At 67.7% G+C, this 12560-nt stretch carries 10 protein-coding genes; 8 read left to right on the forward strand and 2 right to left on the reverse strand.

Features of this window, described 5'->3' with window-relative positions; translation table 11 throughout:
• Positions 1–172 precede the first annotated feature (172 nt).
• Complete coding sequence (locus tag STHE_RS17370) at positions 173–499, forward strand: SWIM zinc finger family protein (RefSeq protein WP_148220156.1); 327 nt, start codon at positions 173–175, stop codon at positions 497–499.
• Between the two features lie 182 nt (positions 500–681).
• Here the strand turns inward: STHE_RS17370 and STHE_RS17375 are convergent, their stop codons facing one another.
• Complete coding sequence (locus STHE_RS17375) at positions 682–1965, reverse strand: glycosyltransferase family 87 protein (RefSeq protein ID WP_012873914.1); 1284 nt, start codon at positions 1963–1965, stop codon at positions 682–684.
• A gap of 280 nt (positions 1966–2245) precedes the next feature.
• Between STHE_RS17375 and STHE_RS17380 the strand changes: the two genes are divergently transcribed.
• Positions 2246–3358: a citrate/2-methylcitrate synthase gene (locus STHE_RS17380; protein ID WP_012873915.1), complete on the forward strand. Its 1113-nt coding sequence runs from the start codon at positions 2246–2248 to the stop codon at positions 3356–3358.
• Positions 3359–3574: 216 nt separating this feature from the next.
• Here STHE_RS17380 and STHE_RS17385 read toward each other — a convergent pair whose 3' ends face one another.
• The gene (locus STHE_RS17385; RefSeq protein ID WP_012873916.1) at positions 3575–4741 is read right to left on the reverse strand and encodes a sulfite oxidase; all 1167 of its coding nucleotides are present in this window, start codon (positions 4739–4741) and stop codon (positions 3575–3577) included.
• Positions 4742–5053: 312 nt separating this feature from the next.
• On the opposite strand from STHE_RS17385, the gene STHE_RS17390 reads away from it, so the two are divergent.
• From STHE_RS17390 to STHE_RS17415, 6 genes are all read left to right on the forward strand, one after another.
• On the forward strand, positions 5054–6685 hold the full coding sequence (locus STHE_RS17390) for an N-acyl-D-amino-acid deacylase family protein (RefSeq protein WP_012873917.1): 1632 nt from the start codon (positions 5054–5056) through the stop codon (positions 6683–6685).
• 146 nt (positions 6686–6831) lie between these two features.
• Positions 6832–7662, forward strand: a complete 831-nt coding sequence (locus STHE_RS17395; protein WP_012873918.1) for a type IV secretion pathway VirB11-like protein involved in flagella biosynthesis — start codon at positions 6832–6834, stop codon at positions 7660–7662.
• A gap of 279 nt (positions 7663–7941) precedes the next feature.
• The gene (locus STHE_RS17400; RefSeq protein WP_012873919.1) at positions 7942–9339 is read left to right on the forward strand and encodes a sigma 54-interacting transcriptional regulator; all 1398 of its coding nucleotides are present in this window, start codon (positions 7942–7944) and stop codon (positions 9337–9339) included.
• A 6-nt stretch (positions 9340–9345) separates the two neighbouring features.
• A complete protein-coding gene (locus STHE_RS17405; RefSeq protein ID WP_012873920.1) occupies positions 9346–11487 on the forward strand; it encodes a vWA domain-containing protein in 2142 nt (713 codons plus the stop codon).
• Positions 11488–11532: 45 nt separating this feature from the next.
• Positions 11533–11787, forward strand: a complete 255-nt coding sequence (locus tag STHE_RS17410) for a hypothetical protein (RefSeq protein ID WP_012873921.1) — start codon at positions 11533–11535, stop codon at positions 11785–11787.
• Positions 11788–11819: 32 nt separating this feature from the next.
• Positions 11820–12554, forward strand: a complete 735-nt coding sequence (locus STHE_RS17415; protein WP_012873922.1) for a hypothetical protein — start codon at positions 11820–11822, stop codon at positions 12552–12554.
• Positions 12555–12560: the final 6 nt, after the last annotated feature.

The following is a 12560-nucleotide window of genomic DNA, read 5'->3' on the forward strand; positions in this document are numbered from 1 at the left end:
CCTTGCCCCACTGAGGCTAGTATACAGTGCCCGTCTGAATTCGCGCCCCGTCGACTGTACGAATGGGATGCCTGCGAACGGCCGAACCCCGCGACGGCGGGCAATTCGACCCCCGATTTGGCATACTTAGGATCGACATAAGCGACGAGAACTGGGGCTGACGATGACCACGATGCCGGAAACAATTGTGCCGGTCGCAACCTGGCGGCGCCTGGCGGAGAAGGCGGCGCGGGAAGGGCTGCGCGCCTACCGGCTCAACGGCGACCGGCGCGCCTGGGCGGTCACGAGCCATAGCCAGACCGACACCGCCTACGAGGTGACGATCCTCGATGGCGATCTCCTCTGCTCCTGCCGCGGGAGCGCCTTCCGCTCCTACTGCAAGCACCGCGCGCTGGTGCTCGCGGAGCTGGGCCTGCTCGACGAGGCCGGGTCCGGTGTTGATGCCGAGGGGCGCCCGGTCGTGCCTGACCGGGTGATCGAGGCACTGTACGCGGCGTAGTCCGGGCTTGTCATTCACTCCGTGACAACTTGCTCCCAGTCCGGAGAACGAGGTCACTCCGTTCCTGACACGCGACACGGTGAGTAGCCGGCGGCCGGGGTAGGTCTGACACCTGCCCCGGCCGCATTCCATTTTTCCCGCTCCCGCGCTGAGTGCGGGACGTGGTGGTGAGGGAACGGCCCTCACCACCGGCGAGACTCGCGGGCCGCCTGTACCTTGGCGAGCGCGGGCTCCGGCGTCGTGTGGCGGATGACGTACTCGGCCGAGAAGATCCAGAGCAGCGCGACGAATGGAGTCAAGACAATCGCGGGCAGTTGGCTCGTGCCGGTCGGGAGGAAAGCCACGGTCGGGGCGACCCATAGCGCCGCCAGCATCCAGCCCATGACGCCACGGTCCCATACCCCGGAGGTGGGCTCTCGGTGGATCGCGCGCCACAGGAGCGCGATTGCCGGCAGGAGGAGCGAGCCGGTGTGGATCAGCGTGTGGTAGCTGAGCAGGCAGGTGGCGACCAGCATCAAGGCCGTTTCCGCCTCATCGGCCGGCGTGCCCCGCTCCGGTGTCGAGCGGCGCCAGACGGCGACGGTCACTCCCAGCAGCGTCAGCGAGATCCCGACGATGGCGACCTCCTGGACCAGTGCCGGGGCGCTGGGGAGCAGCCGGACGACGGTGCCCCGGACGTTGATCATCCCCGTGACGTTGGTCGCGATCGTACCGGCGGGCTGGCTCAGGTCGTGGCTGAGCTCGAGATAGTCGGCCACCCCGGCGCTGCCGAGGATTGCGAGCGACAGTCCGGCTGCCACCGCGCAGGCGATGGTTAGACCGATCAGCGCGCGCCAGCGCTGCTTGGTGGCCAGGTAAATGGCCGGCACGACAAGGAGCGGCGGCTTGATCGCCAGGATGCCGAGTGCGAGCCCAGCCGGGAGATCCTTGCCGCGCCGGCTGAGCACGACGTAGGCGACCACGCCCAGGAACAGCAGTCCCTCTGCCTGGCCGAGCCGCAGGGTGTAGAAAACGGGGAAGAAGCTGAACGTGACGAGCGGCAGCAGGCAGCCCAGGCGGAGGTTGAGCGCGCGGTCGAGCAGCCGCGCAGCGATGAAGAACGCTCCGGCGCTCAGGGCGACCCAGACGGCGAATGCCCCTGGCGCAGGCAACCACTGGAGCGGGAGGGCGAGAACTGCCAGGACCGGTGGGGCCACATACGGCTGGAGGATGCGGTCGGACCAGGAGACGCCCTGTGCGGCGATGATGGGGTATTGGGCGAGCCGCTGGGCCCACCAGTCGTAAAGGCGATGGCCGTCGCCATCAGCAATGATCTGAGCCGCGGTGTAGGTCGTCAGGAAGTCCATGCCGACATGGCCGAAGAGGCCGTCGACGAGCTGGCTGCCGAGCGCCATGATGAGCTGGACAACGAGCAGGAGCGCACAGCCGGCCACAATCGCGGTGTGGGCACCTCCGGTGCGGTCCACCCCCCTGCGGTCTTCGGAGGGGCGGACTGCTGGGGCCCGATGGGTCCTGGAAAGCAGGTCGTTCCTCCTTTCTGTACGCACGACACACGCCGGCCGCCCTGGCCGGCGAGCGCCCTGGAACTTCCACCAACCTGCGTGCCACCACTGCACCGGGCGCTTTACACGGCGCACGTTCTGCGATAAGGATGGGGAGGAGAACAGGGAGAATCACGGCGTGCGAGTAACGACCGCAGCACGCTTGCCCCTTCAACGTTGCGCGAAGGAGAGAGAGGACTGAGTCATGACCGCTCGAGGACTGGAAGGCGTCGTCGCAGGCACGACGCAGTTGAGCTCGATCATCGACGGGGTGCTGACCTACCGCGGCATCAACATTGATGATCTCGCGGAGCACGCCAGCTACGAGGAGGTTGTGCACCTGCTCTTCTTTGGCAGGCTCCCCACGCGCGCGGAGTTGGACGATCTGCGGCGGCAGCTCTCCGCCCTCCGCCCATTGCCCGAAGGATTGATGACGCTGCTCCGCACCGTGCCGCGGGACGCGGTCCCGATGGACACGCTGCGCACGGCTGTCTCGGCGCTCGGGTTCTATGAGGAACACCCCAACGACACCAGCCGCGAGGTGAGCGTCGAGAAGGCGCTCCGGCTGGTTGCGCAGGTGCCGACCATCGTGGCGGCGCTGGAGCGCCTGCGGCGCGGCCAGGAGCCGGTGCCGCCCCCGGAGGGGACCGACACCGCGCATGCCTTCCTCCTGATGCTCAAGGGCACCGCGCCCGACGAGGTCGAAGTCGACGCGATGAACAAGATCCTCGTGCTCCACGCCGACCATGAGTTCAACGCGTCAACCTTCGCCGCGCGGGTCACGGCCGCGACGCTGGCCGACATGCATGCGGCGGTCACGGCCGCCGTGGCGGCACTGAAGGGCCCACTCCATGGCGGGGCCAATGCCGCGGTGATGGCGGCGCTCCAGGAGATTGGCGACCTCGACGGGGTCGAGCCCTACGTTCTCGAGAAGCTGGCGCGCAAGGAGCGGATCATGGGCTTCGGCCACCGCGTCTACAAGCAGGGCGACCCGCGCGCCAAGTGGCTGCGCGAGATGTCGCGCCGGCTGGCCGAGCGATCGGGTGAGCCGAAGTGGTATGAGATGTCGGTCCGCATGGACGAGGTCATGCAGCGGGAAAAGGGGTTGTTCCCCAACGTGGACTTCTATGCGGCCACTGTGTACCACTATCTCGGTATCCCGAAGGATCTGATGACCCCCGTCTTCGCCACCAGCCGCATCTCCGGCTGGACGGCACACATCCTCGAGCAATATGGCGACAACCGGCTGATCCGCCCTCGGGCGGACTACACCGGGCCGACCAGCCAGGCCTGGGTGCCGATCGACCAGCGCGGATAGGCTCCTCTGGAGCGGCGGGGCCACGTCGCCCCGCCGCCACTGCGCGTGGGGCCGGCAGAATGCAGTGGTCTCCTGGCGGAACTGCTTCCGCCCGGCTGGAGTCGCTGCGTTCGGCATGGTGGCCACGCGGGCAGGGGTCGGCCCCGGCCCTACCCGCGTCACGACGTCGTGAAGCGAGCGCAGGCCCGCCGGAAACCCGGCGGGCCTGCCGTCCACTCACACCACGATGACGTCGACCGTCTGCACGACATTGTTGCCCATGCCCTGGTGGGTCCAGGGCGGCGTGAGCGGCTGCGTCTCGCCGTCGGCCGTGGTGGCTCGCACCGCCAGGGTGTGGCGCCCGGGGCGAGCATCCCAGTCGTAGCGCCAGCCACGCCAGGCGACGGGCGAAACCGCCGGGTCCAGCTCCGCCTCGGCCCAGGTGGCTCCCTGGTCGGTGCTGACCTCGACCCGTTCGATCGTGGCGCGCCCGGCCCAGGCGCGGCCCTGGAGGGCCACGCGCCCGGCCTTGACGACGCGAGTGCGGGTCGCGAAGTCGGGGATGCCTGGCGGGATCATCAGCGCGCGTGGCCGCATCCGCGTCACCGGTTCACCGGGATCATCGGCGCTCTGGGAGTAGCGGTAGCTCCCCACCATCTGGTAACCGGTGAACGGCTCCGCGAGGGCGCTGATGTCGGTCAGCCACTTGACGCTGGTCATGCCGTACCACCCGGGCACCACAAGGCGCAGCGGGAAGCCGTGCTGCGGCGGCAGTGGCTCGCCGTTCATCGCCCAGGCCAGCAGCACATCGTCCCGCATCGCCTCCTCGCGGGAGAGGCTGCGCTGGTACGCCTGCACCATGCCACCCTGGACGCCCCAGTCGAGCCCGGTGAAGACGATGTCCACGGCGCGGGTGTCCAGCCCGGCCTCCTCCAGCAGGCCGCGCAGGGGCGTGCCGGTCCACTCGACGGTGCTCACCCCCTCCACGAGCCAGGGCTGGCTCGTCGGGCGCGGCGTCAGCAACGCGCGCCCGTTCCCGGCACACTCCAGCGTGACGGCCACCGTGACCGACGGGCGGGCCTGGAGGTCCGCCAGGGTCAGGCGCAGCGGGTTCGCTACGAGCCCGCCGACCGTCAGGTGGAAGTCGTCGGGCGTGATGTTCGGGATGTCGAAGTGGATCACCAGGTAATGCAGGCCGGTCGGGGTGATCGGATACCGTAGGGCTTCGAGCGGCATCCCGCGGTTCCGGAGCGCCAGTTGCACCTCCTCGCGGTAGAAGCGCTCGTCGGGGCTGAGCCCGCTGCCGTCTCCGACTGTCGGGAGCCCCTCGATGGTGTCCCGGTCCACCGGACGGCCGGGCGGTGCGCTCGTCTGGGCCGGAATCGGCTCGCGCGGGTCGACCATGGCGTGCCTCCTTATCCGAATCCGAGCCCGTTGAATGTCCGATCGTCTTAGTCTACGACAGATTCAGCCTGTTGTGACCTCGTGCGGGGCCGACGTGGCTTGCGAATCCGTGAATTCCTGGGGCGTCCGACTGCGCGCGTAGCCGGGGCTGGGCGTGCGGAGGTATGCACCCGGCGTGGGCGCTCGCGCACGGAGTCTTGACGGTCTGGGTGTCTCCGGAGAGAGTGTGCACAGGTGTGTCGGACGCCCGTCGCGGCGGGGCGCGCTGCGGCGGCCGGTCCGGTTGCTGTGGCACGCGGATAGGGAGGTCTTATGGCGGATATCGATGTCCTGATCCGCAACGGGAAGGTGGTCGATGGATCCGGGAATCCCTGGTTCATCGGCGATGTGGCGATCTCAGGCGATCGCATCCTCGACATTACGCCGCCCGGCATGATCCCGGACGAGAAGGCGCGGGAGGTGGTCGATGCCACCGGCATGGTGGTCTGCCCCGGATTCATCGACATCCAGAGCCACTCGATCCTGCCGCTGATGGCCGACGGGCGCTGCCTCTCCAAGATCACCCAGGGCGTGACGACCGAGATCATGGGCGAGGCCTGGACGCCGGCACCGGCCGGCGGCCGCTTCACCGACCCGTTGGCGAACGCCTTCTTCCCGATGGATGTCGGTGACTGGGCCGAACGCGCACGTGGCTGGACCCGCTTCCGCCACTGGTTCGAGGCGCTCACCGAGCGCGGGGTCTCCCCGAACGTTGGCTCGTTCCTGGGCGGCGGCACGTTGTGGCAATACGCCAAGGGTATGGACATGGGTCCGGCCAGCGCCGACGAGCTGGAGACGATGCGCCGGGTAATGGCGGAGGTGATGGAGGACGGCGCCTTCGGCGTCTCCTTCGCGTTGATCTACCCGCCCGACACCTTCGCCAGCACCGACGAGATCGTGGAGGTCTGCAAGGTCGTCGCGCGCTACGGCGGCGTCTACATCACTCACATGCGGTCGGAGTCGACCGGGCTGCTCGACGGGCTGGAGGAGGCGCTGGAGATCGGCCGGCGCTCGGGCGCACCGGTGGAGATCTACCACCTCAAGGCGTCGGGCCGGGAGGCCTGGCACCTGATGCCGGCCACCATCGCGCGCATCGAGGCGGCGCGCGCCGAGGGCCTGGATGTGACGGCCGACATGTACCCCTACACCGCCAGTGGCACCGGCCTGTCGTCGGTGTTGCCGCCCTGGGCCGCGGCCGGCGGGAAGTTCTACGACAACCTGCGTGACCCGGAGATGCGGGCCAAGATCAAGGCCGAGGCGTTGAACCCGTCCGGTGGCTGGGAAGCACAGGTCGACATGGCGGGCGCGGACAACGTTATGCCCGTCGGCTTCGCCAAGCCGGAGAACCAGCAGTACGTCGGCAAGCGGCTCTCCGAGATCGCGGAGATGCGTGGCCAGGACTGGGTCGACGCGGCGATGGATCTGCTGGCCTCGGAAGGGCAGCGCATCTTCACCATCTATTTCAAGATGAGTGAGGACAACCTGCGGCTGCAGCTCAAGCAGCCGTGGATCAAGATCTCGACCGACGCCGGCGGGCTCGACCCCGCCTGGGCCACCGTCCAGGGGCCGACGCACCCACGCGCCTATGGCACCTACCCGCGCGTGCTGGGCAAGTACGTGCGTGAGGAGAAGGTCATCCCGCTGGAGGACGCGATCCGCAAGATGACCTCCTCGGTCGCGGATCGGCTCGGGCTGCGCGACCGCGGTCTGCTGCGGGCGGGCATGTTTGCCGACGTCGTCGTGTTCGACCCGGAGACGATCGGCGACCGGGCGACCTTCGAGGAGCCGCACCAGCTCTCGGTCGGCGTGCGCGACGTGTGGGTCAACGGCACCCGCGTGCTGCAGGACGGCGAGCACACCGGCGCGATGCCCGGACGCTTCGTCGCGCCGTGGCGGCGGGCGTAGCGCGCCGGTAACACGGATCAGCTAGGAAAACCCGCCGGTGCCGGGTCGCAGTGGCCACCCGGCACCGGCGGCATTCCGTACACTATCATCCATCAGGAGGCGCAGGACGCGCCCCTCAGGTTTGGTCTTCAGGACAGCAGGGACGCATGCCACATCGGTTTCCGGACCCGGCGAAGCGCCATGAGGAGCCGTTCGGCTGGTGGGGCTATCGCTCGGAGCCGCCCAGCCCGCTCTCGATCGTGGAGTTGATCGCACTGGGCAGCCTAGATGCGCGCACGGCCGCCTTCCTCTGGATGGCGATGGCGCGCCGGGCAACGGTGCTGGTGATCGGCGTGCCTCCCGAAGCCGGTAAAACGACTACGCTGACGGCGCTGCTCGCCTTCCTCTCTCCCGATGTGAGGCTCATCTATCTGCGGGGCTGGTACGAGCGCTTCGACTTCCTCGACTCGGCCGACCCTGCCCGGAGCTACCTGCTCTGCAACGAGATCAGCCCGCACCTGCCGACCTACCTCTGGGGGCCCGGCGTGCGGCGGCTGTTCGAAGCGGTGCGGGCGGGCTACGGGATGGGAGCCACGCTCCACGCCGCGAGCGCGGCCGATGCGTTCCAGACGCTGACCTCGTTCCCGCTGGAAGTCCCACCGGAGCTGCTGTGCGGCGTCGACCTGGTGCTGACGCTGGGCGTCGGGACGGGGCCGAGCGGGGAGACGCTGCGGCGCCTCATGCGCATCGAGGTCATCCACAACCGGGATGGTCAGCCGGAGCCGGAGACGATCGCCGAGCGCGATGTCCTCCGTGGGCCGCTGGACTCCCGGCCCGGCCGGCTCACCGGGGTGTTGGCGGCCCGATTCGGCTATGACGCCGAGGTCGCCATCGCTGAGATGGCGCGCCGCGAGCGGTTCCTGACCCGCCTCCAAGAGGACGGCGTGCTCGGCGTAGATGCTGTGCGCGACGCGATCCGGGAGTTTGCGGGCGACTGATCCGTCATGCGTCATGCGTCATCCGTCTCCCTCACCCCCGACCCCACTCGGACGGAGCCCACCAGGGGAGAGGGGAGAAAGACGAAACACGGAACACGCAACACCCATCACGGATGACGCATGACGTATCCCGCTCTTCCCCGCCTTTGACATCCTTGTCACCGGTAGTACCATTGAGTCGCCGCGACACGGCGACGTCGACATCTTTGGAGCGGCCCTTGCGATAGTCAGGGGCGTTCCGAGCCACCCCTCAGTACCCTACGAAGGAGCATGATCGCTATGACTAAGCCGCGGACCCTCGGCGAACTTCGGGAGAGCGGCTATCAGGTGCTCTCGGTCCGGGAGGAGATGCGTAAGAACCTGATCCAGAAGCTCCGCACCGGGGAGCCGATCTTCCCTGGTGTGATCGGGTACGATCACACCGTGATCCCGCAGGTTGAGAACGCCATCCTCTCCGGGCAGGACATCATCTTCCTCGGCGAGCGCGGGCAGGCCAAGACCCGGATGGCCCGCAGCCTCGTCAACCTCCTCGACGAGGAGGTCCCGGCAGTGGCCGGCAGCGAGATCCACGACAACCCGTTTGCGCCGATTAGCCGCTACGCCCGCGACCTGATCGCCGAGAAGGGGGACTACACCCCGATCGTCTGGATTCGCCGGGAGGAACGCTACGCGGAGAAGCTGGCGACGCCGGACACCACCATTGCCGACCTGATCGGCGAGGTGGACCCGATCAAGGTGGCCGAGGGGCGGTACCTCTCCGACGAGTTGACCATCCACTACGGGCTTATCCCGCGGACAAACCGGGGCATCTTCGCCATCAACGAGTTGCCAGATCTGGCCGAGCGCATCCAGGTAGGCCTGCTGAACATCCTTGAGGAGCGGGATGTCCAGATCCGCGGCTACCGGATCCGCCTGCCGCTCGACGTCTACATCGTGGCGAGCGCCAACCCGGAGGACTACACCAACCGCGGGCGCATCATCACGCCGCTCAAGGACCGCTACGGCTCGCAGATCCGGACGCACTACCCGGAGACGATCGATCTTGAGATCGAGATCATGGAGCAGGAGCGGCGGCAGTTCGACACCGACGGCATCGAGGTGATGGTGCCCGACTTCATGCGCGAGGTTGTGGCCGAGATCACGCACCTGGCCCGGCGCAGCCACGATGTGAGCCAGCGCTCCGGCGTCAGCGTGCGTATGTCGATCTCCAACTATGAAAACGTCATCAGCAACGCCATCAAGCGAGCGATCCGCCTGGGTGAGAAGCAGGCAGTGCCGCGCATCAGCGACCTGCACGCCGCGGTCGCCTCGACGACCGGCAAGATCGAGCTCGAGGCGCTCGGCGAGGTCCAGGAGGACCGCATCGTCGACAAGCTGATGCAGGGAGCGGTGCTGACCACGTTCAACCGCTACTTCTCCGTGCGCGACTTCGACGACCTGGTACTTGCCTTCGAGAACGGCCTGACCGTGGAGACCTCGGACATGATGCCGGCGATGAACTACGTGCACCAGGTCTCGCACATCGACGGGTTCCGCGAGGCGGCGGGCCGGCTCGGCGCCGCGGGCAACCCCAGCGCCATCGCGTCCGCCGTCGAGTTCGTGCTCGAAGGGCTGCATCTCAACCGCCGGCTGAACAAGGACACGGGTGGACGCACGGGTGTGCGCTACCGGGGATAGGTCATCATGAATGCTTACTCTTACGCACACCGCTATTCCCGCTGGGACGGCACGCAGCGGATTGATCCCTTCGACGCCGACCAGATCATGGACGCCATCTCCGACGACGTGCTGGCGGACGGCGACCTGACGCGCGCTCTCCAGCGGCTCTTCCGCTGGGGCACCGACCAGCGCGACGGCCAGGGGATGCGCGGGATGCGCGACCTGCTGGAGCGCATCCGCCAGATGCGCCAGCGGGAGATGAACCGGTACGACCTCGGCTCGGTGCTGGAGGACATCAACCGCCGGCTGGACGACGTGATCGAAACCGAGCGAGCCGGGATCGAGCGGCGCCTGGAGCAGGGTCGCCAGCGGCTGGAACGACAGTCCCAGGCCGGCGCGCAGCCGTCGCAGCAGGGCCAATCCGGAGATTCCGGCGCGACCGGGGAGCAGGGCCAGGCCGGTGAGTCGGGTGAGTCCGGCGAGGCCGGTGAGGACGGCGAGGGCTACGACGAGAACCTGCACCGGCTGCTGGAGCGCATGGCCGCCCGCAACCGGGAGGTGCTCGACTCGCTGCCGCCTGATCCCGCCGGGCGGATCAAGGCCCTGCAGGACTATGAGTTCATGGACCCGACCGCCCGGCAGAAGTTCCAGGAGCTGCTGGCGATGCTGCAGCAGCAGATGCTGCAGCAGACCTTCCAGGGGATGCAGCAGGCGATCCAGGAGATGACCCCGGAGGACATCGCCGACATGCGGCAGATGCTCCGCGAGCTGAACGAGATGCTCGAGGAGCGCGCCCGCGGCGGGGAGCCCGACTTCGAGCGCTTCATGCATAAGTACGGGCACTACTTCGGGCCGAACATCAACAGCCTGGACGAGCTGCTCGACCACCTGGCGCGCCAGATGGCCGCTATGCAGAGCCTGCTGGACTCGATGACGCCGGAGATGCGCGCCCAGTTGCAAGAGGCACTGGACGCCGTGCTCAGCGACCCGGGCATCCAGCAGGAGCTGGCCCAGCTCGGGGAGAACCTAGCCCAGCTTATGCCGAACAACCCGTACCACCGCGAGTTCTCCCTCAGCGGCGACGAGGAGTTGACGCTGGGTGAGGCCATGCGCCTGATGGAGCGCCTGCGGGAGATGGAGGAGGTCGAGGACCAGTTGCGCAGCGTGCGTGACTGGCGCGACCTGGAACACGTGGACCACGACAAGATTCGGGAGCTGCTGGGCGACGACCTGGCTCAGGACCTGGATCAGCTCCGGCAGCTCACCAAGCTGTTGGAGGACGCCGGGTACATCCAGCGCACGCGCCGCGGCTATGAGCTGACCCCGCGCGGTGTGCGGAAGATCGGGCAGAAGGCGCTGCAGGACATCTTCCAGCACCTGAAGAAGGACCGCTTCGGACAGCACCAGCTCGATCGCTCCGGGCGCGGCGGTGAGCGCACCGACGACACGAAGCCCTACGAGTTCGGCGACCCCTTCCTCCTCCACCTGCCCAAGACCGTCATGAATGCCGTCTACCGCGACGGCGCGGGCAGTCCGGTGCGCCTGCAGCCGGACGACTTTGAGGTGTTCCGTACCGAGCTGGTCACCCAGTCGTCGACCGTGCTGATGGTCGACATGAGCCGGTCGATGCTCTACAACGGCTGCTTCACCGCAGCCAAGAAAGTCGCGCTGGCGCTCGACAGCCTGATCCGTTCCCAGTTCCCGCGCGACAACCTCTATATCGTCGGGTTCTCCTACGTCGCGACCGAGCTGAAGCCGTCGATGCTCCCCGGGATCAGTTGGGACGAGTACAACTACGGCACCAACATGCAGCACGGCTTCATGCTGGCGCGGCAACTGCTCGGCCGGCACAAGGGCGGCAACAAGCAGATCATCGTGATCACCGACGGCGAGCCGACCGCGCACTTCGACGGCACGCAGGTGCGCTTCTCCTACCCGCCGACGTACCAGACGCTGCAGGAGACGCTCAAGGAGGTGGCGCGCTGCACCCGCGAGCAGATCGTGATCAACACCTTCATGCTGGAGCGCAGCCCATACATGGCGGGATTCGTCAGCGAAATGGCGAAGATCAACCGGGGACGCGCATTCTTCGCGACACCGGACCACCTGGGAGAGTATATTTTGGTCGACTATGTGGCGAATAAGCGCACGCGCGTCCGTGCGTAATCGTGGCCGAGCCGGGCGCGGAATGAGGAGCGAGGGCTGGAGAGCGTGGAAAACCGCGAGGGGCTCTATCGGTACGAGGATATCCTGCGCGTCATCGGCCGCTACATCGACATGAACAACATCCAGGACGTGATCCTCCTGCAGTCCGAGGACGGTATCCTCCTCCGCGGGTACCGCCCGGCGGCTGCTGGCCGGCATGGCCCGGCGCTCATCCAGTACCTCTTCACGCCTGCCGACCTGCAGGCGATTGATGAGGAGGCCCGGCAGCGTCGCGGCACCGGGTCGCCGTTGCTCGGCTAGCACCCGGCGCCGGCCGTCCGACAAGGAGCGAAATGGAGTATCTCCCGAGCCGCACGGAGCGGCGGATCAAACATGCCCTGATTGTCCTGACCGTCGTCGCCCTCATCCTCCTTGTCTTCCTCTACCTACGTCCCGATATCCGGCTCAGCATCGGTCATCGCCTCGGCATCGTGCCGGGTGCGGCGGCTGAGCAGATCGCCGGACCCGACGAAGCCCGGTTGATCGTCATCTCGACCCCTGGGCCCACCGAGTACACCGGCGATCGCTATCGCTACGAGGCGCGCTACGTGCTGCACAGCGGGAGTCCGCTCACCCTGACCGACCTCCGCGACGGCCGGACGATCCCGCTGCCGCTCCAAGGCACGACGGACGTGGCGGACATGCAGGTTCGGATCGCGGAGGACCGCTCGCGCCTGTTGCTCCAGTCCGACGCCGGCACGGCGATCGTCGACCTGACCAGCAGCGAGGTCACCCCGGTGGCGGAGGAGCCCCCGGGGACCTGGAGCGACGACGTCTACATCCGGGACGACCGCTGCTCCGGCGCCTCTCCGAACGACCAATGGACGCTGTGCCTGGCGTTCGGCCGGAGCAACTCACGCTTCGTCCTGGGCGACTGGGAACTGCGCATCCGCCCCTACGGTACCGGCGGCGACTGGACCCGGCTCTACCGCGGGCGAGGCCTGCTTCCCATCGTCGGCTTCTCGTCCGACGAACAGAACGTCTACGTCTACAACGAGCACGGCATCTGGCGCGTGCCGGTCGAGTAGCGTGGG

The sequence above is a fragment of the Sphaerobacter thermophilus DSM 20745 genome (genome assembly GCF_000024985.1).
In the GTDB taxonomy this organism is placed as follows: Bacteria; Chloroflexota; Chloroflexia; order Thermomicrobiales; family Thermomicrobiaceae; genus Sphaerobacter; species Sphaerobacter thermophilus.

Bases quoted from the DNA above. Each gene is read 5' to 3' on its own strand.
- STHE_RS17415 (WP_012873922.1), top strand. From the start codon at position 11,820: ATGGAGTATCTCCCGAGCCGCACGGAGCGGCGGATCAAACATGCCCTG.
- STHE_RS17400 (WP_012873919.1), top strand. From the start codon at position 7,942: ATGACTAAGCCGCGGACCCTCGGCGAACTTCGGGAGAGCGGCTATCAG.
- STHE_RS17390 (WP_012873917.1), top strand. From the start codon at position 5,054: ATGGCGGATATCGATGTCCTGATCCGCAACGGGAAGGTGGTCGATGGA.
- STHE_RS17385 (WP_012873916.1), bottom strand. From the start codon at position 4,741: ATGGTCGACCCGCGCGAGCCGATTCCGGCCCAGACGAGCGCACCGCCC.
- STHE_RS17380 (WP_012873915.1), top strand. From the start codon at position 2,246: ATGACCGCTCGAGGACTGGAAGGCGTCGTCGCAGGCACGACGCAGTTG.
- STHE_RS17395 (WP_012873918.1), top strand. From the start codon at position 6,832: ATGCCACATCGGTTTCCGGACCCGGCGAAGCGCCATGAGGAGCCGTTC.
- STHE_RS17370 (WP_148220156.1), top strand. From the start codon at position 173: ATGCCGGAAACAATTGTGCCGGTCGCAACCTGGCGGCGCCTGGCGGAG.
- STHE_RS17405 (WP_012873920.1), top strand. From the start codon at position 9,346: ATGAATGCTTACTCTTACGCACACCGCTATTCCCGCTGGGACGGCACG.